Here is a 22,368-nt window from a genome sequence, read left to right as displayed (position 1 = left end):
GGTTAGATTTCGCGGCAGTGCGTGGTGAGCATGCCGATCTTGTCGATCGAAATGGTCACGGTCGACCCTTCGCCGAGGAAGATCGGGGGTTTGCGGCTGTAACCGGCACCCCCCGGGCTGCCGGTGGAGATCAGCGTTCCGGGCAGCAGCGTAGACGTTTTCGAGAGGTAGGAGATGATCTCCGCGACCGTGCGCACCATGTCGCCGCTCGACGCGTCCTGCAGAATGCGACCGTCGACGTGGGTGGTCAGCCAAAGGTTCTGTGGATCGCCGATCTCATCGGCGGTGACCACGAGCGGGCCGGTTGGGGTGAATCCGTCGAAGGACTTGCAGCGCGACCACTGTGCCTCGGAGAACTGCAGGTCGCGCGCGGTGATGTCGTTGACGACCGTGTAACCGAAGACATAGTCCAGGGCGTCGGCGACCGACACGTTGCGGGCCGGGCGGCCGATGATGACGCCGAGTTCGGCTTCGTAGTCGACCTGGGTGGTGAGGTCGCGCGGCCAGGTGATGGTTGAGCCGTGCCCGGTGAGCGAGTTCGGCCAGAGCGAGAACACGGTCGCCGACGTTTCGAGGCGCAGGCTCAGCTCGGAGGAATGGGCGGCATAATTGGCGCCGATCGCGATTATCTGCGGCGGTCGGAGCACCGCGGAGGAGTGCCGCAGTTCGTCGACCGGGGTCAGCACGGCACCGTTGGAGACGGCGTCCAGGCTGATCGCGCGGATGCGTTCATACCCGGCGTCGCCCCGTTCGAGCAGGTCTTGCAGGTCGCGGGGGGCGTCGTCCGTGACGTCGTCGAGAAACAGTGCCGCATCGTCGAAGATCACGGCCAATCGTGGAACGGAGGAGCCGTCAACTCTCAGATGCGCAAATTTCACTCTTCTAGGCTAGCTGGCCCTGCCCCGGGGTCGCCCTGTGGGGTACTCCAACCCTCGAACGGTCTGCTTGGAGGATATCGGGGAAGTCGCCAGCCACAGGTGCATTCCGGCATAGCTGCGCCACGGAGCCCAGTCGGCCCCGCGGGCAGCCAGAGCACGCTGTTCCCCGGCGAGCCCGAGACGGACGGCACCCTGCCGCAGCGCCAGGTCACTCGTCAGCAGAATGTCGGGGCTACCGAGCACCCGCATAGCCACATACCCGGCCGTCCACGGTCCGATTCCGGGCAGCGCTACGAGGCTGGCCTCCAGCTCGGCGCGCGTCTGCCCGAACGACAGCGCCAGATCGCCCGATGTCAGAGCCTGCGCGACCCGCAGAATGGTCTCGATGCGGGCACCCGGCCCGCGCAGTACCGCGCGACCGCCCGCGGCGATCTGCGCCGGGGTGGGAAACAGCAGCCGCGGCTCCGGGCCGGGTAGACGCTCACCGAGTGCGTCGGCCAGTCGCGTCAGCGCGGTGCGGGCGGCTGCGACCGAGATCTGCTGCCCGATCAGCGCCCGAAAAAGTGTCTCCTCGGCATCCATGCTGCCCGGCACGCGGATACCCGGGGTCTGGGTGACGGATGCAGCCAGCGCCGGGTCTGCCTCGAGGTGACGGTCGATCGCCGATGCATCGGCATCGAGGTCGAACAACCGGCGCACCCGGCTGACCAGCGGTGCCAGATCGGCGAGATGCGCGAGACGGATGCTGCAGGCCAGCGCGGGGGCCGCCTCCGTTCCCGACAGGGTCACCTCAACCGCGGCCGTGCCGTGCGGCAACCGCACGGTGCGGGCGTAGCTCGTGCCGGTGGCGCTCTCGACGCCGGGCAGCGCGCGCGTGCCGAGAAACCGCAGCACGCCGGCACCGTCGAACGGTGCCCGTGCCGGCAGCTGCAGCGTGATTCTGGTTTCGGCCTGATCGACGACCGGAGCGGCGTGCTCAGGCGCTGTCCGCCGGGCAGCGCGCACTTCGGACGGGGTACGTTCGTACACGGCGACGACGGTGTCGTTGAACTGGCGCACACTGCCAAACCCGGCGGCGAAGGCCACGTCGGTGATCGGCAGGTCGGTGCTCAGCAATAGCAGGCGGGCGGTCTGCGCACGATGCGCCCGGGCGAGCGCGAGCGGACCGGCACCGAGCTCGGCGACGAGCACTCGGGTGAGATGGCGCGGAGTATAGCCGAGTCGGGCGGCCAGGCCCGGAACACCATCACGCTCCACGACACCGTCAGAAATGAGTCGCATCGATCGGGCGGCGAGATCGTCTCGCATGTTCCAGGCGGGGGAGCCGGGTACCGCGTCGGGCAGGCAGCGTTTGCAGGCCCGCAGCCCGGCATCATGGGCGGCCGCAACCGTGAGGTAGAACGAGACATTGCCGGGTTTGGGCGTGGTAGCCGGGCAGCTCGGCCGGCAGTAGATTCCGGTCGTGCGCACGCCGGTGATGAACTGGCCGTCGAACCGGGTGTCTCGCGAACACATGATGCGGTAACGCTCGGCGAAGACCGGGTCGGTCAGCCCGGTCCGGGTGGCGGGAGAGGTGGTCACCCCTTGAGCCTGCCACGCCTGACCGCCCCGGGGTAGCGGAAATCAGACATGGAACGGCTCGATAGGCTGGAGCGATGAACGCACTGCTGCGCCTCCAGTCCGAGCTCGGACGTCTCGTCAGCGTCGACCCCCATGACTTGGCGGCCAGCCGCACCGACAAGTCTGGCTGGGTGGCCGACGGCACACCGCTCGCCGTCGTTCGCGCCACGACGGTGGACCACGTTCAAGCGGTGCTGCGCATAGCAACCGAATTCCGGGTACCGGTGGTAACCCGCGGCGCCGGAACCGGCCTGGCGGGCGGTGCCTGCGGCACCGACGGTTCCATCGTGTTGAGTGTGGCCGGACTGGGCCGCATCCTCGAGATCAACCCCGACGACGAACTCGCCGTCGTCGAAGCGGGCGTGATCAATCAGCACCTCAACGACGTGCTCGCGCAGCAGAACCTCTGGTTCGCCCCCGATCCGGCCAGCAAAGCCATCTCCACCGTCGGTGGCAACATCGCCACGAACGCCGGCGGCTTGCTGTGCGCCAAATACGGGGTCACCCGGGAGGCGGTACTCGGCCTGACCGTCGTGCTCGCCGACGGCAGCCTGCTGCGCACCGGGCATCGCACAGTCAAGGGCGTCACCGGCTACGATCTCACCGCGCTGCTGACCGGATCCGAGGGCACACTCGGGGTCATCGTCGAGGCGACCGTGCGGGTGCGGTCGCTGACCCCGGGCACGGTAGCCACGATCGGTGCGGTCTTTGAGACGGTCACGGCGGCGGCCGCAGCCAGCGCTGCCGTCACGGCTGCACGCATCCGTCCCGCCATCATGGAACTAATCGACCCGGTCGCACTCGGTCTGGTCGCCACCTACCTTGGGCCAGAAGGCTCGGCCGGACTGCCGTTGGGGCGGGGTGCGTTTCTGCTCGTGCAGACCGACGGCCCGGCAGCGCTCGCCGAGGCCGAGGCGGCTCTGGCGGTACTGCGGGCCGCCGGCGGGGAAGCCAGCCTGTCCACGGATGCTGCCTCGGGCGACCGCCTGCTGGCCATTCGCCGTGCCATGCACCCGGCCCTGGAGCAGTTCGGTCGGGTGCTCATCGAAGACGTGGCGGTGCCACGCTCGCGCATGGCTGAAATGTTCGCCGCGATCGCTGAGATCAGCGCCCGCACCGGCATCGCCATTCCTACGGTCGCCCATGCCGGCGACGGCAACCTGCATCCCAACTTCGTCATTCCGCGCGGCGACACTGCGGATGCGTCGGTGCCAGAGGAAATTTGGGCGGCCGCTGATGAGCTGTTCCAGGCGGCGCTCGCCCTCGGCGGCACGCTCACCGGCGAACACGGCGTCGGTGTTCTGAAGCGTCGCTGGCTGCAGGGCGAGATCGGCGACACGAGCCTCGCCTTGCAACGCCAGCTCAAAGCGGTCTTTGACCCGTTGGGTATTTTGAACCCCGGCACCATGTTCGACGCCTGAGTGGCGCGGGCGGTGCCCCGTCGATTTTCACATCGTTCCCGGTACCGGGGCCGGTATTCTCTAATCATGAGCCTCGACCAGCCACCAGGCCACGACCCGGCCCCCGTGCAGAGGCCGGAACAGTCTCTTCCCGTGCAGGCGAGTCCGGCCCCGGTGCAACCGGTCTGGAGTCGGCCGGTGCGCCCGTCGCGCGCCGGCCGCATCGTCGTCGCCGTTGTCGGCATCGTGCTCGCCGGGCTGGCCCTGCTCGTTGTGTTCGTGTATTTGACCACCTTCCTCGGAACCGGCGCGCTGCTGTTCGGACTGCTCCTGGCTCTGCTGCCGCTGGCTGTCGTGCTACTCGCGGTGCGCTGGATCGATCGCTGGGACCCGGAGCCGCGGCCCGCGTTGATCTTCGCGCTGCTCTGGGGTGCCGGAATCTCCATTTTTAGCGCCCTGGTGTTCGACCTCGGCGTGCAGATCACGATTGCGGCCAGCGCGGGCGCGCTCACCGGGAGTGATTTCGCATCCGCTGTTATTCAAGCCCCGATTGTGGAGGAAGTCGCCAAGGGCTTTGGCGTGCTCGTGTTGTTCTGGGCGGTGCGACGACATTTCGGCGGCCCCGTCGACGGCATCGTCTACGCCACCACGATCGCGGCCGGCTTCGCGTTCTCGGAGAATATTCAGTACTTCGGCCTGGCCATGACCGAGGGCACCGCGCAGAGCCTTGGCATCACTTTTCTGCTGCGCGGGGTATTCTCGCCGTTCGCGCATGTCACGTTCACGATCTGCATCGGGCTCGCTCTCGGCCTGGCTGCGCGCCGCGGCGCCACCAAGAGCGCAGCGGTCGGCTACTTTCTGCTCGGCCTGGTGCCCGCGATCGCCCTGCACGCGCTCTGGAACGGCTCAACCTTCGTGCTCGCCGCCGACGCCTCGGTGCTGTTCTACTACGTGGTTGTGCAGGTGCCGTTGTTCATCGTCGCCATCCTGATCGTGGTGTTCCTGCGCCGCCAAGAGGAACGCATCACCCTGCGCCGGCTGCACGAATACTCGCAGGCCGGGTGGTTCACGCCGGCGGAGGTCTCCATGCTGGGAACCGGCGCCGGCCGACGCCAGGCGCTGGCCTGGGGCAGACGACAGGACCGACCGAAGAAACTCGCAATGAGGCGCTTCATAGCGGATGCCACGCGACTCGCCTTCGTGCGCGACCGCCTCGTTCGTGGCCAGAGCACCCCGGCACTGCACGCCTATGAGGCGCGACTGTTCCAGCTCCTGATGAATCATCGGGCCGACGTACTCGGGCCGACACTGCCCGGTGCGGCGCCAGCGGCACGGTAGTCGCGCTCACCCGGACCGCGATTCTGCGGTTGCAAGATCGGCAGCACCAACAGAAACCCGCCGCCTCGGTGGTGTGGCAATGCCGACGACTCTACCGATGCGACGAGTTGGTGTACGTCAAGAGTGCACCCGTCGGCGACCGGGCGCAAGCATTATTTTTGAAGGTCCCGCTCGGTGTGCATTCCGGCGCTGAATCCGGTTGGATAGGGGCATGACTGATTTGAATTCCAAGCCCGAAATTGACTTCCCCGAGGGCGCAGCGCCCGAACAACTCGAGATCACCGATGTCGTCGTCGGTGACGGCGCCGAGGCCACCGCCGGTGCCACCGTTGACGTGCACTACCTTGGCGTCGAGTTCTCGTCCGGCGATGAATTCGACTCGTCCTGGAACCGGGGCCAGTCGATCAACTTTCCGCTGCGTTCGCTCATCGCCGGCTGGCAGCAGGGTATTCCCGGAATGAAGGTCGGCGGCCGGCGCAAGCTCATCGTGCCCCCGCACCTCGCCTACGGGCCAGCCGGTTCCGGCCACCGTCTGTCCGGCCAGACCCTGATCTTCGTCATCGACCTGCTCGGCGTGAGCTAGGCGCAGTCCCACTGAAGTGCCACACCGGCCGGGATGCCGCTGATAAAGTCGCATCTCGGCCGGTGCAGTTCATCGTGTTTGCCCCGGTTCGTGGCGACAGGGGAGCAACGCCACCAGATATCAGCGCAGGGCGGCTAGAGCAGGGTCGCTGCCGGCTCCGGGTCGAGTGGGAACCGCCGTCCGGTGATCGATGCGGGCACGATCTCGACGAAGACCGGCTTGACCGTTGGAATCAGCGGCCGCAACGGCAAGCCCCCGGCAACATCGATCTCACCCTGGGTGTCAAGCGCCCTGGCTGTTCCATGCACGACGACGCTCCACGCGTCGTCCCGGCCCACGCCATCCGTTTCAAAAGCAACCCGGTTGTTGACCGTGAGTTCGACCAGTTTGGTGCCGGCTGCGGTGCGAAACAACAGCCGCCGGTCGGCCGCGATGAAGTTGACCGGAAAAATATCGGGTATCCCGCCCACGGACACCGCGAGGCGCCCCAGACTGGCCGAGAGCAGCGCATCCCAACATTCTTCATCGCTGAGAATCTGCACCGTTACTGCAGCCGCGTTCGCATCGTCGAGAGTCATGATCCATCGTGACACGCCGGAAGCTTCAGGGCGAGGGAAAGAGACCCGATTGCTGTGCTGGAACTGGCCAAAGGCGGCCGGGTATATTGCCCCGACAACGTGGGGCGCGTACCGTCAATCAGGAATTTTTCCGGATCGACGGCCGCGCTGCGCCGTCGCCCCAAAAAACAGCGCCGGCAGCAGCGGTCAGGCGGCTACATGCCGTTGGCGGCCCTGACCCGGTTGACCAGATCGCGCCACGGACCGTTCATCTCCTGTTCGGCGAGCACCACTTCGTGTGGGGCACACCGAATGCGGTAGGCGAACCGGTCGGGGGTGGCCTCGCTGTCGGTGACTTCGTCCCAGGGCAGGGAGTTTAGAAACTCGGTCCAGAGATTCGGGTCGGGTTGTTCTTCGACCTGGACTTCCCAGGTCTGGCGGATGCCCGCCATCCCGCCGCTGCGGGAGACGATGACTTTCATAGCGCGATGTTACTCCGATGGTTGGGGCGGGGGCGGGGCCGGGGCCGGGGTCGGGGCTGGTGGCGTCGGCGTTGTGGGTTGCGTGAGTGCCGGTGCAGGGGATGCCGCCACCACACCGACCGTCGCCCAGGCCTGCAGAACCGCGTCGTGGGCGGTGGAACTGGTGCCGTAGAGACGAGCGGCCGTGTCGGCCGTGGCCGCCGCGAAGGCGGCAAAGTTGCTCCTCCGGTCGAGACCGGTACCGGTCAGCGTGTCGTACCAAATGCGACCGGGTGTTTCCCAGGCATTGCCGCCGAGACTCTCCGCAACCAGGAAGAACGCACGGTTGGGGATGCCCGAGTTCAGGTGCACCCCGCCATTGTCGTCCTCCGTTTCAACGTAACCGGCCATGCTGGCGGGCTGCGGATCCTTACCGAGGACATCGTCGTTGTACGCCGTACCGGGCGCTTTCATCGAACGGAGGGCTTCGCCCTCGACCTGGTCGGTGAACAGGCCTTCGCCGATCAGCCAGCTGGCCTCGGCCGTCGATTGTTTTCTGGCGTGCTGCTCGACCAGGGCGCCGAAGACGTCGGAGATGGACTCGTTCAAGGCCCCCGACTGGCCCCGGTATTCCAGGTTTGCCGTGAACTGAGTGACGCCGTGTGTGAGCTCGTGCCCGATCACACTGAGCGAAATCGTGAATCGGTTGAAGACCTCCCCGTCGCCGTCGCCGAACACCATGCGTTCGCCGTCCCAAAAAGCGTTGTCGTATTGCTTGCCGTAGTGCACGGTCGCGTCCAGCGGAAGTCCGAAGCCGTCGACACTGTCCCGACCGAACTGCGACCAGAACAGGGTCTGGGTGGAGCCGAGACCGTCGTAGGCCTCGTTCACGGCTGGATCGCTACCGGGCGCTTGGCCTTCGGCGCGCACCCGGCGACCGGGCAGGCGCTCCTGGCCGCCGGCATCTGAAATTGTGCGGTCAAACTCGCCCGGGATACGAGTAGGCAGAGTGCGAGCCCCGGAATAGGCAAACGGACGCGCCCCACCGCGCAATTGCCGAATCTGCGAGTCCCGCAGCAGCGACTGCCGCGCGGCCGCCGCAGCCTGTGCGAATCGGGGGCCGTCAAGTTTCGCCAGCCGCACCAGCAGGTACGGCGGAACGATCGTGCAGTGCGGGGGGAGTCTGGGATTCAGCGGAAACGGCGCAGTGTCCATGAACAGAGTCTGGCACCGGCCACCGACATTGCAACCGCTCCGGCGCCGAGCAGTACGGCTTCGATCATGCCTTCACCTCCGATCACCTGTCGTGGCGGTCGCTCGCCGACGGGCCATGGAATGCGACCATGCCCACCCTGACCGCGCGAGCGCGGCATCTTCGCCGGTGACGAATCCATCCCCGACACGGTCGCGGCCACCCTCGAGTGAATCAGCCAAAGAGCCGGTCGATCGAGGTTTCTGCGTAGCGGATGTCTAGGCTGGGTGCATGCGCGCACAAGACGACCCCACGCCCTTGGTTTCTCGTACCCCGCTGACCGACCGACTCGGCTGGCTCGGATTGCGTAGCGGGCAGATTCTGCTCGTCATCCTCCTGTCCGCCGTGGTCATCTACGGGCTGGTGCAGCTCAAGCTCGTCGTTATTCCCGTGCTGATCGCCATCATCCTCGCCGCGGCATTGAGCCCGGTCATCAACGGCCTGCGCCGGCGCGGCGTCGCTGCGATTCTGGCCACCTGGATCACCCTGCTCGGCGGCATTGCCTTTTTCGGCGGCATCATCACGCTCATCGTCTTCGCGGTGCGCGATCAGTGGAACGAGCTATTTTCCTCGGCCTCCCAGGGCATCGATCGTCTGCAACAGTTTCTCATCGAGGGGCCGATCCAGATTGACGAGAAGCAGATAGACGACGCGCGCACCGCGGTGGTTGATTTCCTCACCAGCAGTCAGTTCGGCACCGGAGCGCTCGCCGGAGCGTCGGTAGTGTTCGAGCTGGTGACCGGGGCCGTGCTGCTCGTGGTTATTCTGTTCTTCTTTCTAAAGGACGGCGACCAAATCTGGAACTTCTTCCTGACGCCCTTCAAGGGCGAGCGCCTCGCCCGCGGGCGCCGCATCGGCCAGACCTCGCTGCGGGTGCTCGGCGGCTACGTGCGCGGCACGGCGATCGTCGCCGCCGTCGATGCAACCGCGATCGGTGTCGGCCTGGCCATTCTGCAGGTGCCGCTTGCCCTGCCGCTGGCGGTGATCGTGTTCCTCGGAGCGTTCATTCCGCTGATCGGTGCGACCGCGGCCGGTGTCCTCGCCGCCCTGGTGGCCCTCGTCGCGAGCGGGCCGGGCGTCGCGCTGATCGTCATCATCATCGTGATCGCCGTCAACCAGCTCGAGGGCAATTTTCTGCAGCCGGTTGTCATGGCTCAGTCGCTCAAGCTGCATCCGCTCGTCATTCTGGTGGGGTTGACCGCCGGAACCATCCTCGGCGGCATCGTCGGCGCCGTGCTGTCGGTGCCGATCGCGGCCGTCGCGTGGGCCATCGCCAAGGCCTGGCACGCAGCGGATGTTCCGCGCCCGCGCGCGATCCCGCCCAAGCGTCGCGTACGTAAGCGCTGACCCGGCGCATCCATGTCGCCTCGTCGGTCTACCCGTGCTCGTGCCACCCGCGTGACTGGAGAACAATGACCACGCACAGCCCCTTCCACCTGCCGCGCCCACGCCTGACGCTCGCGCAGGCGACCCAACTTGCCCGCGATCGGTTTGGAGTCACGGGCGCCGTCAGGGAACTCGGCAGCCACCAAGACCGCAACTTTCGCATCGAGACGGATACCGCCACCGTCGTTCTCAAAGTCTCCAACCCGGCCATCGCCACGGTCGAGCTCGAGGCTCAAAACGCTGCCCTGGCGCACCTCGACAGCGCTGGACTCGACGTTCCCGCAGTCGTTGCCGGGATCGACGGCCGTGCGATTCAGCGCGTCACCGTCGACGGACAAAACCTGGACCTGCGCCTGCTGACCTATGTCGACGGGCATCCGCTGACCGACTCCGTGCGCCTCTCGAACGAGCAGATCTGCTCGCTCGGTGACGTGGCCGGTCGCATTGTTCGCGGCCTCGCCGACTTCGAGCACCCGGGAGCCGACCGGTTTCTGCAGTGGGACCTGCGGCGCGGCGGCGAGGTCATCGACGCCCTCCTTCCCGCTGTCGACGACGATGCCCGCCGCGAGCGACTGCGCAGGGTCACCGACGCCGCCCGGCAGCAGCTCGCACGGGTCGCCGCCGACCTGCGGGTGCAGACCATTCACGGTGACCTGACCGACGACAACGTGGTGAGCCGGGAGGACGTCGCCGAGACCATCACCGGCGTGATCGACTTCGGCGATGTGGCCCACGGCTGGATCATCGCCGAGCTTGCCGCGACGTGTGCGTGCGTGCTCTACCGCAGCCCGCAGCATCCACTCGCCATTCTCGACACGATCGAGGCTTTCGCCGCGCAGGTGCCGCTCACCGACGCCGAACTCACCGCCCTGTGGCCCCTGATCGTGCTGCGCACGGCGGTACTCGTCGTGAGCGGCGAACAGCAGGTGCACCTCGACGGTGACAACGACTACGCCGACGCCAACCGTGCCAGGGAGTGGCTCGCCTTCGACACGGCGGCCGACCAAACCGCAGCGCAGATCGAAGCCCTCATTCGTCTGGCGCTGACCGACGAGGGCGCGCCGGTCGTGGCCAGCAACCACCCCCTGTTCGGCCCACTGGAGCCGGCGGCCATCATCGACCTGTCGGTCACAAGCGCCGTGTTCGATGCCGGAAGCTGGCTCGAGCCCGGCATTGACGAGCGGGTGGCAGCGGATGCCGCAGCCCATCTCGGCCACGCCGTCACCCGTTACGGCGAGTACCGGCTGTCGCAGACCCGCCGAGACACGGCCGACGAGTCGATCACCCTGGCTCTCGGCGTCGAGGTGTATCTGTCTGCCGAAAGCCCGGTCATGGCACCGATCGACGCGACCGTGGTGGTGGTCGATGCCGATACGGTTCGGCTGGAAGGCGGCAACTACGACCTCTGGTTGACCGGCGTCGACGCTGCCGCCCTCGACGGCCAGGCCATTCAAGCCGGAAACGCTCTCGGCACGATCTCCGGCGCCGTGGGCGCGCGCTCCATCGGAGCACGGCACGGCACGGCCATCGCCCGCGTGACGGTGCAGACCAGCCGGCTCCGCGGCATCCGCCCCCCGTTTTTCGTCGCACCGTCGAGCGCTTTGCTGTGGCAACGGGTCTGCCCCGACCCCTCTGCCCTGCTCGGACTGGCGACCATGCGCCCGCTCGCCGACCCAGCCGCCCTGTTGCAGCGCCGCGACACGGTCTTCGCGCGCGTGCAGGAACACTATTACGCGGCACCGCCGCAGATTGAACGCGGCTGGAAACACCATCTCATCGACACCCACGGCCAGAGCTACGTCGACATGATCAACAACGTCACGACCGTCGGACACGGTCACCCGCGGATTGCCGAGGCGGCACGCAGCCAGTGGTCGCTGCTCAACACCAACTCCCGTTTTCACTACGAAGAGCTCGTGCGGTTCACCGAGCGCCTCGCCGTACTCGCTCCCGACCCGCTCGACACCGTATTCCTGGTCAACAGCGGCACCGAGGCCGTCGACCTGGCCCTGCGCCTGGCCCTGACCCATACCGGCCATGACACCGTGCTTGCGGTGCGGGAGGCGTACCACGGCTGGTCGATGGCAGCGGATGCCGTCTCCTCCTCGGTCGCCGACAACCCGCGGGCGCTGGAGACGAGGCCGGACTGGGTGCATCTCGTCGAGGCACCGAACGCCGTGCGCGGCAAATACCGGGGCCTGCAGTCGGCGCCGCACTACCTGAGCGATCTCGACGGCGACCTGCAGACCCTCGCCGGAGACGGACGCACGGTCGCCGCGTTCATCGCCGAACCGGTGTTCGGCAACGCCGGCGGTGTGCTGCTGCCCGATGGCTACCTGGCCGGAGTCTACGAGAAAGTGCGCTCGCGCGGCGGGCTCTGCATCGCCGACGAGGTGCAGGTGAGCTACGGGCGCCTCGGCCAATACTTCTGGGGCACCGAACAGCAAAACGTGGTTCCCGACATCATCACCATCGCCAAGGCGATGGGCAACGGGCATCCGCTCGGGGCGGTGATCACCCGCCGGGACATTGCCGAACGTTTCGCCGACGACGGACCCTTCTTCTCCTCCGCGGGTGGCAGTCCGCTCAGCTGCCGCATCGGCCTCACCGTGCTCGACATCATGCGCGACGAAGGCCTGCAGCAAAATGCCGAGGCGGTTGGTCGGCACCTGAAGCGGGGACTCGAGCGTCTCGGCGAACGATTCGATCTGGTCGGTGCGGTCTACGGCACGGGGCTCTACCTCGGCGTCGAACTGGTGAGTGATCGGGCCGACTTCACGCCGGCCACCGCCGTCGCCGCCGTGATCTGCGACGAACTGTTGCTGCGCGGCTGCATCGTGCAGCCCACCGGCGACTTCAAGAACGTACTCAAGATCAAGCCGCCGCTCTGCCTCAGCGTCGCCAGCGCCGACCATTTTTTGCTCGCTCTCGAAGACGTGCTGGGCGTACTCACGACCTGAGACGGGTCTCAAATTCGCCCAGCGTGACCGCGTCGGCCGCCCACTCTGCTAAAGTATGAAGGTTGCCGTTCAACGGCCGCGGATAAAGAGAGCTCAGGCATTCAGCCAAGGGCACCGCGCAGTGAGAGAAAGGGGATCCCACTTTATGGCACTCGAACCAGATGCTAAGAAGGCGATCATCGAAAAGTACGCTACCCACCCAGGCGACACCGGGTCCCCGGAAGTTCAGATTGCAATGCTCACGCAGCGCATTCTCGACCTCACGGAGCACCTGAAAGAGCACAAGCACGACCACCACTCACGTCGTGGCCTGCTTCTTATGGTTGGTCAGCGTCGCCGTCTGCTCGGTTACCTGTCGGACATCGACATTACTCGGTACCGCACACTGATCGGCAGCCTCGGCCTGCGTCGCTAACGTTCTTCCAGCGAATGCAGCGTTGATAACGCGAACTTCTTACAAACGGGTCGTCACCTTGCAGGTGGCGGCCCGTTTTGTTTGCCCCGCGTTGTGAAAACGGATGCCTCTGGCCAGATTTAAACGGAGATGCCGACCCAAAAAACCTCGCCCGGTCGCGTGCGGACCCTCGAGCGCTAGCATGGAGAGTCGGTAATAAACGGATCGGACCCCACCACGCATGAGTCTCTGGCGCATCAAAAGTATTGAAGATTCCATCGCAGACTCGCTGGAGAAGGGCCATAGTCTCAAACGGACCCTCGGCACCTGGGACCTCATGATCATGGGTGTCGCCGTGGCTGTCGGCGCGGGCATTTTCTCGGTCGGTGCCAAGGCAGCGGGCAGTTATGCCGGTCCGTCTGTCACGCTCGCCTTCTTGCTGGCCGCCTTCACCTGTGCCCTCGCCATCATGTGTTATGCCGAGTTTGCCTCCGCTGTGCCGGTCGCCGGCTCCGCCTACACCTTCACCTACGCCACCCTCGGCGAGCTGCTCGCCTGGATCATCGGCTGGGATCTGATCCTCGAGATGCTTACCGCCGCTGCCGTGATCGCCAAGTATTGGGGCATCTACCTCAGCACCGTGTTCGACCTGGCCGGCTGGAACGTTCCTTCTACGATCAGCGTTCTGGGGCTCGACGTCAGCTGGGGCGCCTTCGTCATCGTGGCCATTTTCACCGCGCTGCTCGTGCTCGGCACTCAGCTCTCCGCTCGGGTTGCGAGCGTCTTCACCATCATCAAGGTCGCCATCGTCGTCTTCGTCATCGTCGTCGGGGCTTTCTTCATCAATCCGAAAAACTACACCCCGTTCATCCCGGCCGAAGTTCCCACGACCGGCGGCGGCGATGATGTCTGGATGCAGTCGCTGTTCTCCTTCATGACCGGTGCGGCTCCCGCCCAGTACGGCCTGTTCGGCCTGCTCGCCGGCGCTTCCCTGGTCTTCTTCGCGTTCATCGGCTTCGACGTCGTGGCCACGAGCGCCGAAGAGGTGAAGAACCCGCAGAAGACCCTGCCGCGCGGCATCTTCGCCGGCCTCGCCATCGTCACCGTGCTCTACCTCGGCGTGAGCTTGGTGCTCACCGGCATGGTGCCGTACACGGTGCTGGCCGATGACCCCAATGCCTCCCTGGCGACCGCATTTGTTGCCGTCGGCGCCGGGTGGGCCGCGCAGGTTATTTCCCTCGGAATCCTGGTGGGCCTCACAACCGTGATCATGGTGTTGTTGCTCGGTCTTTCCCGGGTGTTGTTCGCGATGAGTCGCGACGGTCTGTTGCCACGCTGGCTCAGCGTCACGAGCGAGAAGCGCCGCACTCCGGCCCGCATTCAGATCATTTCCGGCACCGCCGTCGCTCTCATCGCCGGGCTCACCGACGTGGGCGTGCTGGAAGAAATGATCAACATCGGTACGCTGTCGGCCTTTGTTCTGGTCAGCATCGCCGTCGTCGTGCTTCGCAAGAAGCGACCAGACCTGCCTCGTGCCTTCAAGGTGCCGTTCTCGCCGGTGCTGCCTATTCTGTCGGCCGGGCTGTGCTTCTGGCTGATGCTCAACCTCACCACGCTCACCTGGGCGCGGTTTGCGGTCTGGCTGGCCGTCGGCTTCATTGTCTACTTCGCCTACGGTCGTCGCCATTCCGTGCTCGGCATCAAGCAGCGTGCTGCCCTTGCGGAGAGCGCAAAAGCGTCGGTCACCCAGCCTTAGGGCCGGGGACCGGGGCAGCCACCAAGATCCATTCGGCACCGACCGCGGGCCACGCCGATGCGCGCGCCCCTGCTGCCGTGCCAGGACCGACGGTTTCTGGAGGGTCTGTTAGAATTAGGGCGGTTAATCTTGGGATTGGCCGGTTATCTGGAGCGGCCCGGTAGAACGCTGGTTGTCGGTGGTGATTTTCCAACACGGTTTGCACGTGCTGGTGAGTTTCTTCTGATGGCCAGCGGTTACGCCGTTTGACACTGCTCCCTGTCCCACTCGCCTGCCATATGGGCACGCGAGCCTTCATCGCCAGCATGGCGAGAAGCAAACCTAAAGGAGAAAACCCCCACATGGAGGGTCCAGAAATCACGTTCGCCGAAACCGTTATCGATAACGGCAAGTACGGCAAGCGCACCATCCGTTTTGAAACCGGGCGTCTCGCCCAGCAGGCGCAGGGCTCTGCCGCCGCGTACATCGACGAAGAGACGATGCTGCTCTCCGCCACGAGCGTCAGCAAGCAGCCGAAGGACAACTTCGACTTCTTCCCGCTCACCATTGACGTCGAAGAGCGCATGTACGCTGCCGGCCGCATCCCGGGCAGCTTCTTCCGTCGCGAAGGTCGTCCCTCGACCGACGCGATCCTCACCTGCCGTCTGATCGACCGGCCACTGCGCCCGTCGTTCGTCGACGGTCTCCGTAACGAGATCCAGGTTGTCATCACCGTCCTGGCCATCGAGCCCGACGAACTCTACGACGTTCTCGCCATCAACGCGGCCTCGATGTCGACCCAGCTCGCCGGTCTTCCGTTCTCCGGACCGATCGGTGGCGTTCGTGTCGCCCTGATCCCCGACGAGAACGGTGGCGGCCAGTGGGTCGCCTTCCCGAAGCACTCGCAGCTGGACGATGCTGTGTTCAGCATGGTCGTCGCCGGCCGCGTGGTCACGGATGCCGCCGGCGCGCAGGACGTCGCGATCATGATGATCGAGGCCGAAGCGACCGACGCCGCCTGGAACCTGATCAAGGGTGGCGCCATTGCGCCGAACGAAGCCGTTGTCGCTCAGGGCATTGAGGCCTCCAAGCCCTTCATCAAGCAGCTCGTTTTCGCACAGCAGCAGGTAGCCGACGCTGCCGCCAAGCCGACCGCCGACTTCGCCCTGTTCCCGCCGTACCAGCCGGCGACCTATGACGCCGTCGCCGCGCTGTCCTACGACCAGCTCAAGACGATCTATGCGATTGCCGACAAGGTCGAACGTCAGAACGCCGACGACGCGCTCAAGGCATCCGTCAAGACCGCCATCGCCGCCAAGGTCGACGCCGGTCAGCTCGACGCGAGCGCCAACAACCAGGTCAACGCGGCGTACAAGTCGGTCACCAAGCTCGTCGTGCGCTCCCGCGTTCTCGACGAGGGCATCCGTATCGACGGTCGCGGGCTGGCGGACATCCGTCCGCTTGACGCCGAGGTTGCGGTCATCCCGCGCGTGCACGGCTCGGCCATCTTCCAGCGCGGCGAAACCCAGATTCTGGGAGTCACCACCCTGAACATGCTCAAGCTCGAGCAGTCGATCGATTCGCTGAACCCGGTCACCAAGAAGCGCTACATGCACAACTACAACTTCCCGCCCTACTCCACCGGTGAAACCGGTCGGGTCGGAACGCCGAAGCGCCGCGAGATCGGGCACGGAGCGCTCGCTGAGCGCGCCCTGGTTCCGGTCCTGCCGACGCGTGAGGAGTTCCCGTACGCCATCCGTCAGGTCTCCGAGGCGCTCAGTTCGAACGGATCCACCTCGATGGGTTCCGTCTGCGCCTCCACCCTGTCGCTACTGAACGCCGGAGTGCCGCTGCGCGCCCCGGTCGCCGGCATCGCCATGGGCCTGATCAGCGACACCGTTGACGGCCAGACCCGCTACGCGGCCCTCACCGACATCCTCGGCGCCGAAGACGCTCTCGGCGACATGGACTTCAAGGTGGCCGGCACGAGCGAATTCATCACCGCGATCCAGCTCGACACCAAGCTCGATGGCATCCCCGCCTCGGTCCTGGCTGGCGCACTGATGCAGGCGAAAGACGCCCGCACCACGATCCTCTCCGTGCTCAACGCGGCGATCGACGCTCCCGACGAGATGGCGCCCACCGCGCCCCGCGTCATCAGCGTGCAGATCCCCGTCGACAAGATCGGCGAGCTGATCGGCCCGAAGGGCAAGACCATCAACTCGATCCAGGACACCACCGGTGCCGACATCTCGATCGAGGAAGACGGCACCGTGTACATCGGCGCCGTCGACGGACCGTCGGCCGAAGCCGCTCGCGCCCAGGTCAACGCCATCGCGAACCCGACCAACCCCGAGGTCGGTGAGCAGTTCCTGGGAACCGTCGTCAAGATCGCCGCGTTCGGTGCCTTCGTCTCGCTGCTTCCGGGCAAGGATGGTCTGCTGCACATCTCTGAGGTGCGTAAGCTTGCAGGTGGCAAGCGCGTCGAGAACGTCGAAGACGTGCTCGGGGTCGGCCAGAAGGTTCTCGTGGAAATCACGAAGATCGATGACCGTGGCAAGCTGTCGCTCGCCCCGGTACTCGACGAAGCTGCTGACACCGAAGGTCGCGCTGCGGCTTCCGACAGCGCTGACGCTTCGATCGAGGACTAATACCCCGGTCCAACCTGCCCCACTAGATCTCCCGATCACCTCTCGCCAGGTCGGTCGGGTAGACGGAAGGCCCGCACTGCTTGCAGTGCGGGCCTTTTCGCGCCTGCGGGCCTGCAGAACCGCGACCATGCCTTGCCGACTTCCCGCACCGGGTTTACCGTTCAGCGCATGACAAATCATCGGTTAATCGTGCGCTTCCTGTCGCGCCTCGGCGCCCTCTCCCTGCTCACCGTCGGCCTGGTCGCGGGCGTGGCAACCGCTCCGGCGCTCGCGCAGTCCACCGCGCAGTCCAGCGCGGCATCGGCTCTGGGCTATGTCGCCCTCGGTGACTCATTCACGGCCGGTCAGGGCGCCCCGCCGTACGCGAGCGACGGCACCTTGTGCCTGCGCAGCAAGCGGGCGAGCTACCCGGTGATCGCGGCCCTGGTCAGCCCGTATCGGCTGGTCGCCAACCGGGCCTGCTCCGGCGCCAGCACGGCGGATATCCCGGCTCAGCTCCTCGGGGTCAGCACGCGCACCGCACTGGTCACCCTGACCGTCGGTGGCATCGATGCCGGCTCGAACGCCGTTCTGGCGGCGTGCGCCCCCGACCCGACCAGCCCGGTCTGCGGCGGCGCCATCGATAACAGCCTGGCCGCGCTCGGTGTTCTCGCCCCGAAGCTCGTGGCCACCTATTCAGCCGTGGCGGCGGCCGTCCCGCAGGCGAAGATCGCGGTACTGAGTTACCCGCGCCAGTTCAAACCCGGTTTCTCCCCGCTCGGCGATCTGGTGAACACGGCGACCGACGCCCTGAACGGCGTCATCGCCGGGTCCGTCGCGGCCATGGCGACTCCGCGCATCCGCTTTGTCGACGCCGCACAGGAATTCGCCGGACACGGTATCGGATCCGTGATTCCGTACTTCGCATTTGATCCGCTGAACCCGCTTGCGGTGGCGAACTTTCACCCGAACACGCTCGGAAACAGCCTCGGTTACACGAGGGCTCTCGCCAACGATGGGGTGTTGCGTCGGCCGTAGCCCGCGTCGCGGCATAATCTAAATGAAGGAATTATAAAGTAGCGATATACTAAAGCTGTGATGTCTTCTGATCTCCCCGCCGCGCAATTGAAGTCCGAGTTGTTCAAGTCGCTCGGGCATCCATTGCGCGTGCAGGTTTTGGAGCAGCTCATTGCTGGGGAACGTTCGGTCGGTTCGCTGGCTGAAGGGCTCGGCTGCGAGCTGTCCAACCTCTCACAGCAGCTCGCCGTGCTGCGCCGCGCTGGCGTGGTCGCGACCCGCCGCGAGGGCAACTCCATCTTCTATGCCCTGCGAGACCCGAGCGCGGTCGAGTTGCTGGCGGCGGCCAAGCGCATGGTGCTGGCCAACCTGACCGACTCGCACGCCATGCTCCAGCACCTCGAGAAGGAATAGCGTCTCGGTACGCTGTGCCGACAGGAGTCAGACAACTGTCGGCCCGTGTCGCTTATGTGATCACCTCATCGCTCGCGGCTACTTCGCGCAGTGAGACCTTCGCTATAGGTCGTTCCCGGCGTAGGAGAGGTTGAAGCTCTTGTTGGCCAGCGGAAAGTCAGGAACGATCGTCTCTGACAGGGCGTGCGGTACGGCGGGCCAGTTGAAGAAGGACGGGTCGACGATTTTCACCCGGGCGAGCGTGCCGTCTGCGGCGAGTTCGACCCGGTGGGTGGCGGTTCCGCGCCACGCCTCGACCAGGCCCAGCCCGGTGCCGGCCGACGTCGGATTCACGATGAAGGCCGTTCCGGTGTGGCCGTGCAATCGCCGCAACAGGTCCAGGGCGAGGGCGATGGAGACCTCCACCTCTCGGGCGCGCACGGTGTACCGGGCTAGGACATCGCCACCCTCCTCGGTGACGACGTGGAAGACCTCGCCGAGGTTGACGAACGGATGCTGGATGCGAGCATCCGTAGCGATGCCGGACGCGCGGGCGACGTAGCCGAGGGTTCCGATCGTGGTCGCGTGCTCGTTGGAGAGCCGGGCAGTGCCGGTGAAACGACCGCGCACGATGGCGTGGCCGAGCGTGATGCCGACCAGTTCGGCCATGGCCGCGCTCACGCTGGTGAGCTCGGCCGCATCGGGGAGTGCGTTCACCCGCGTGCCGCCGACGCTGAGGGCGCCGCGCAGCAGGCGATGCCCGGTGACCGATTTGTTGATGCGCAGCAGTTGCTCGCGCAAACCCTGCGCATGGGCGTCGATGATGCCGAAGCCCACGTCATTGGCGAGGGAACCGAGGTCGGTTACGTGGTTGTACAGCCGTTCGAGCTCCAGTAGCAGGGCGCGCAGCAGCCGATCGGGCTCGGAGACCTCGATACCGGCGGCCTGCTCGACGGCCATGACGTAGGCGAGGGAGTGGCCAACGGCGGTGTCACCGCTGATCTGCTCGGCCAAAAGCACTCCCGCGGCGGCGGTCTTGCCCTCGAACACCTTCTCGACGCCGCGGTGCAGATACCACTGGCGGGCTTCCATGCGCACGATGGTCTCGCCGACGACCGAGAATCGAAAGTGACCCGGCTCGATGATGCCGGCGTGGATCGGACCGACGGCAATCTCGTAGACGCCGGGGCCTTCCACCGGCACGAACGGGAACGATTCGACGTCGGGCTCGAACTCGGGCACGACGGCGTTGGCACGCAGCATCGGGTACCAGCCGCGCGGCCAGTGGCCGTGGCGCACCAGGCGGTGCGGCTGCGGGTGGTTGCGGGGAACGACGCCATACAGGTCGCGTAGTTCGCGCTCGAAGTTGCCGGCCGACAGGGAGATTTCGGCGAGGCTGGGGATCCAGGCGTCGTCCCGCGGCACCCTGACCGAGAGGTCGGCGCGTTGCGACGGGGTGACTCCGACGAAGGAATAGACGATGCGAAAGTCGTCGTCGTCCTCGTGGCAGGCGACCAGGGCCAGGCGGCTGCCGGCGTCCAGCAGTGCGCCGGCGTCGCTCGGAAGTTGGGAACGGTCGAGGTGGCGCAGTTCGACCTCGCCAGCAGCCAGGTTCGTGTCGGCGGCCGGGTCGTGGGGCGTTCGCTCGTCAGTCATCAGTTGGTACCTCCCAGAACGGCTGTGGCCTGCAGCAGCAGGGTGCCGACCGGTTCGGCGACGAACGCGACCGTCGCCGTCGTCGCCAGGGCCAGAATGATCGGCAGGCGTGGCCCGTGGGCCGAGTAGTCGGGCGTGAACGCAACATCATCCGGGGGAGCGCCGACGGTCATCTGCACGGTCAGTCGGGTGAACGCGGCGAAGATCACGAGCAGCAGCACGAGGGCCGCTGCGACGACGCCGCCGAGGCCCACCGACCAGCCGGCCATGAAGATGCCGATTTCGGAGAAGAAGATGCTGAACGGCGGAAAACCGACGATGGCGGCCATGGCAATGAGCCACGGTACGGCGAGGCCGGGCCGTCGCACTAGCAGGGCGCGCACGTCCGAGATCACCGGGGTGCCTTCGACCTGGAGGATGCGTCCGGAGATCACGAACAGGGTCGCCTTGATCAGGCCGTGGCCCAGAATGTAGAGCAGTACCGAGGGCAGCGCGGCCGGTCCGATGGCGACACCGATCGCCATCAGACCCATGTGTTCGATGCTGGAGTAGGCGAGCATCCGCTTGTAGTCGCGTTGGCGGATGAGCAGGGAAGCCGCCACGAGCAGGGAGAGCAGGCCGCCGATGCTGAGCATGATGCGCAGAAACTCCGGGCCGATCACGAGGTTGGTGATCGACTGGATGCGCAGGATGGCGTAGAGCGCGACCGAGAGCAGTACGCCGGACATGAGGCCGGAGACCGGCGCCGGGGCCTGGCTGTGGGCGTCCGGCAGCCAGCTGTGCATCGGGGCGAGGCCCGCTTTGGTGGCGAAACCGAGCACGGCGAGGGCGCCGCCTGCGGTGATGAGCGCCGGGTCGAGGCCGAGGTCGGACCGGCTCAGCAGCAGCCAGGACAAGGTCGGTGTGTCGGTGCCGACCGAGGCGGCGTAGATGAGCACGATACCCAGCAGCGCGATGGCCACTCCGACCGAACCGAGGATGACGTACTTCCAGGCGGCTTCGAGCGATCGGCGGGTGCGGTGGTGACCGACCAGGAACGCGGTCGCGATGGTCGTTGCTTCGACCGCGGCCCACATCAGGCCGATGCTGTCGGCGAGCACGGCGAGTGACATCGCGGCGAGGAACAGGGCGATGAGCGCCTCGTAGCCGGCGGCATCCTCGGTGGGGTGGGGCGCAGCGGGGCTGAGACCGCCCCAGGTGGAGATGAGCCCGACCACCCCGACGACGCCGAGCATGTAGGCCGAGAGCGCATCGGCGCGCAGCATGCCGCCGCCACTCGACGGCACGGTGCCGTCGAGCACCGCGCTGACCAGGAGCAGCCCAGAAACGAGCACGGCGCTCGACGCGGCCACGCCGACGAAGCGGTGGAGCGTCGACGTGCGCAGCAGCAGGCCGAGGCCGGCTAAAGCGAGCGGGCCGACGAGGGGAATCCATAGAACCAAGGACATCAATCGTGCAACTCTCTGAGCTGATCGACGGAGGTGCCGCCGAACTTGGTGCGCATACGGCCGGTGAACACGTGCAAAATAAGCACGACCAGCAAAACGTCGAGGGAGAACGCGAATTCGAGCAGAATCGGTACCCCGCCGCTGGTGAGAAAGGTAATGGTCGCGATGCCGTTGTCGAGCAGCAGAAAGCCGATGAGCTGCGAGCGGGCGCGGCGCCGGCTGATCAACAGGAGAAAGCCGATCAGCACCATGGCGAGGCCGATCGGGGCGGCATGGCCGGTCTCATTGTCGCCGAGGCCGAAGACGCGGCTGACGACGACATAGCTGAGGATGGTCAGCAGGGTGACCATCAAGAGCGCGGCCGTCGGGTTGACCCGGGGCGATTCCTGAATCTGCTTGATCGACGCTTTGGACTGGTGCGCAAGCACCCAGGGCAGACCGATGCCCTTCACCGAAAGGATGAGGAGGGACACGAGCACCAGCTCAGATTCGCCCTCGGCGATGCCGATCACGGCGACGAGCGCGGCGAGGGCGATGCCCTGCAGCGCGAGTAGCCGGATCGACGCGAGCAGGGAGTGCCGCCAGACCATCAGCGCGCTCGTCAGCAGCAGGGTCCCGGTGCACAGGCCGATCAGTTGGGGATAGAAAGTTTCAAACACG

General features: G+C 66.2%; 18 protein-coding genes. 10 read left to right on the top strand and 8 right to left on the bottom strand.

The window, feature by feature from the left end; translation table 11 throughout:
- Positions 1 to 2 precede the first annotated feature (2 nt).
- Together E3N85_RS13140 and E3N85_RS13135 are read right to left on the bottom strand one after the other, a co-directional pair.
- On the bottom strand, positions 3 to 878 hold the full coding sequence (locus E3N85_RS13140) for a fumarylacetoacetate hydrolase family protein (RefSeq protein WP_134463881.1): 876 nt from the start codon (positions 876 to 878) through the stop codon (positions 3 to 5).
- 9 nt (positions 879 to 887) lie between these two features.
- Complete coding sequence (locus tag E3N85_RS13135) at positions 888 to 2,459, bottom strand: AlkA N-terminal domain-containing protein (protein WP_255453894.1); 1,572 nt, start codon at positions 2,457 to 2,459, stop codon at positions 888 to 890.
- A gap of 74 nt (positions 2,460 to 2,533) precedes the next feature.
- Between E3N85_RS13135 and E3N85_RS13130 the strand changes: the two genes are divergently transcribed.
- The 3 genes from E3N85_RS13130 to E3N85_RS13120 all read left to right on the top strand — a co-directional run bounded on the left by E3N85_RS13130 (position 2,534) and on the right by E3N85_RS13120 (position 5,819).
- A complete protein-coding gene (locus tag E3N85_RS13130; protein WP_134463879.1) occupies positions 2,534 to 3,919 on the top strand; it encodes an FAD-binding oxidoreductase in 1,386 nt (461 codons plus the stop codon).
- Between the two features lie 66 nt (positions 3,920 to 3,985).
- Entirely contained in the window at positions 3,986 to 5,236 is a 1,251-nt protein-coding gene (locus E3N85_RS13125; protein ID WP_134463877.1) for a PrsW family intramembrane metalloprotease, read from the top strand.
- A 211-nt stretch (positions 5,237 to 5,447) separates the two neighbouring features.
- Complete coding sequence (locus E3N85_RS13120) at positions 5,448 to 5,819, top strand: FKBP-type peptidyl-prolyl cis-trans isomerase (RefSeq protein WP_134463875.1); 372 nt, start codon at positions 5,448 to 5,450, stop codon at positions 5,817 to 5,819.
- 134 nt (positions 5,820 to 5,953) lie between these two features.
- Here E3N85_RS13120 and E3N85_RS13115 read toward each other — a convergent pair whose 3' ends face one another.
- From E3N85_RS13115 to E3N85_RS13105, 3 genes are all read right to left on the bottom strand, one after another.
- Complete coding sequence (locus E3N85_RS13115) at positions 5,954 to 6,397, bottom strand: pyridoxamine 5'-phosphate oxidase family protein (RefSeq protein ID WP_134463873.1); 444 nt, start codon at positions 6,395 to 6,397, stop codon at positions 5,954 to 5,956.
- A gap of 194 nt (positions 6,398 to 6,591) precedes the next feature.
- On the bottom strand, positions 6,592 to 6,858 hold the full coding sequence (locus E3N85_RS13110; RefSeq protein WP_134463871.1) for a protealysin inhibitor emfourin: 267 nt from the start codon (positions 6,856 to 6,858) through the stop codon (positions 6,592 to 6,594).
- Positions 6,859 to 6,867: 9 nt separating this feature from the next.
- Positions 6,868 to 8,052 carry a M4 family metallopeptidase gene (locus E3N85_RS13105; protein WP_134463869.1) on the bottom strand — a complete coding sequence of 395 codons (1,185 nt, stop codon included), beginning with the start codon at positions 8,050 to 8,052 and terminating at the stop codon, positions 6,868 to 6,870.
- Between the two features lie 268 nt (positions 8,053 to 8,320).
- On the opposite strand from E3N85_RS13105, the gene E3N85_RS13095 reads away from it, so the two are divergent.
- The 7 genes from E3N85_RS13095 (at position 8,321) to E3N85_RS13065 (ending at position 18,625) form a co-directional block, all read left to right on the top strand.
- Complete coding sequence (locus E3N85_RS13095; RefSeq protein WP_134463867.1) at positions 8,321 to 9,436, top strand: AI-2E family transporter; 1,116 nt, start codon at positions 8,321 to 8,323, stop codon at positions 9,434 to 9,436.
- Between the two features lie 65 nt (positions 9,437 to 9,501).
- Positions 9,502 to 12,435, top strand: coding sequence for an aminotransferase (locus E3N85_RS13090; protein WP_134463865.1), 2,934 nt, complete (start codon positions 9,502 to 9,504; stop codon positions 12,433 to 12,435).
- Positions 12,436 to 12,580: 145 nt separating this feature from the next.
- Positions 12,581 to 12,850, top strand: coding sequence for a 30S ribosomal protein S15 (gene rpsO / locus E3N85_RS13085; RefSeq protein ID WP_092112143.1), 270 nt, complete (start codon positions 12,581 to 12,583; stop codon positions 12,848 to 12,850).
- 220 nt (positions 12,851 to 13,070) lie between these two features.
- Positions 13,071 to 14,585: an amino acid permease gene (locus E3N85_RS13080; protein WP_134463863.1), complete on the top strand. Its 1,515-nt coding sequence runs from the start codon at positions 13,071 to 13,073 to the stop codon at positions 14,583 to 14,585.
- Between the two features lie 341 nt (positions 14,586 to 14,926).
- Positions 14,927 to 17,215 (top strand): polyribonucleotide nucleotidyltransferase, encoded by a 2,289-nt coding sequence (locus E3N85_RS13075; protein WP_134463861.1) that lies wholly within the window; start codon positions 14,927 to 14,929, stop codon positions 17,213 to 17,215.
- Positions 17,216 to 17,383: 168 nt separating this feature from the next.
- Entirely contained in the window at positions 17,384 to 18,232 is an 849-nt protein-coding gene (locus E3N85_RS13070) for an SGNH/GDSL hydrolase family protein (protein WP_134463859.1), read from the top strand.
- 60 nt (positions 18,233 to 18,292) lie between these two features.
- Positions 18,293 to 18,625, top strand: a complete 333-nt coding sequence (locus tag E3N85_RS13065; protein WP_134464504.1) for a metalloregulator ArsR/SmtB family transcription factor — start codon at positions 18,293 to 18,295, stop codon at positions 18,623 to 18,625.
- 102 nt (positions 18,626 to 18,727) lie between these two features.
- Here E3N85_RS13065 and E3N85_RS13060 read toward each other — a convergent pair whose 3' ends face one another.
- Genes E3N85_RS13060 through E3N85_RS13050 form a run of 3 tightly spaced genes read right to left on the bottom strand, consistent with a single transcriptional unit; the run spans position 18,728 to position 22,367 of the window.
- Positions 18,728 to 20,260: an NADH-quinone oxidoreductase subunit C gene (locus E3N85_RS13060; protein ID WP_134463857.1), complete on the bottom strand. Its 1,533-nt coding sequence runs from the start codon at positions 20,258 to 20,260 to the stop codon at positions 18,728 to 18,730.
- Positions 20,260 to 21,708 (bottom strand): proton-conducting transporter membrane subunit, encoded by a 1,449-nt coding sequence (locus E3N85_RS13055; protein ID WP_134464502.1) that lies wholly within the window; start codon positions 21,706 to 21,708, stop codon positions 20,260 to 20,262. The genes E3N85_RS13060 and E3N85_RS13055 overlap by 1 nt, the downstream gene beginning before the upstream one ends.
- Positions 21,708 to 22,367 carry a hypothetical protein gene (locus E3N85_RS13050; RefSeq protein ID WP_134463855.1) on the bottom strand — a complete coding sequence of 220 codons (660 nt, stop codon included), beginning with the start codon at positions 22,365 to 22,367 and terminating at the stop codon, positions 21,708 to 21,710. The genes E3N85_RS13055 and E3N85_RS13050 overlap by 1 nt, the downstream gene beginning before the upstream one ends.
- Position 22,368: the final 1 nt, after the last annotated feature.

It is taken from the genome of Cryobacterium sp. Hz9 (assembly GCF_004402825.1).
In the GTDB taxonomy this organism is placed as follows: domain Bacteria; phylum Actinomycetota; class Actinomycetes; order Actinomycetales; family Microbacteriaceae; genus Cryobacterium; species Cryobacterium gelidum.
The sequence above is the reverse complement of the archived record's forward strand: the minus strand, read 5'-3'. Positions and strand labels throughout refer to the sequence as shown.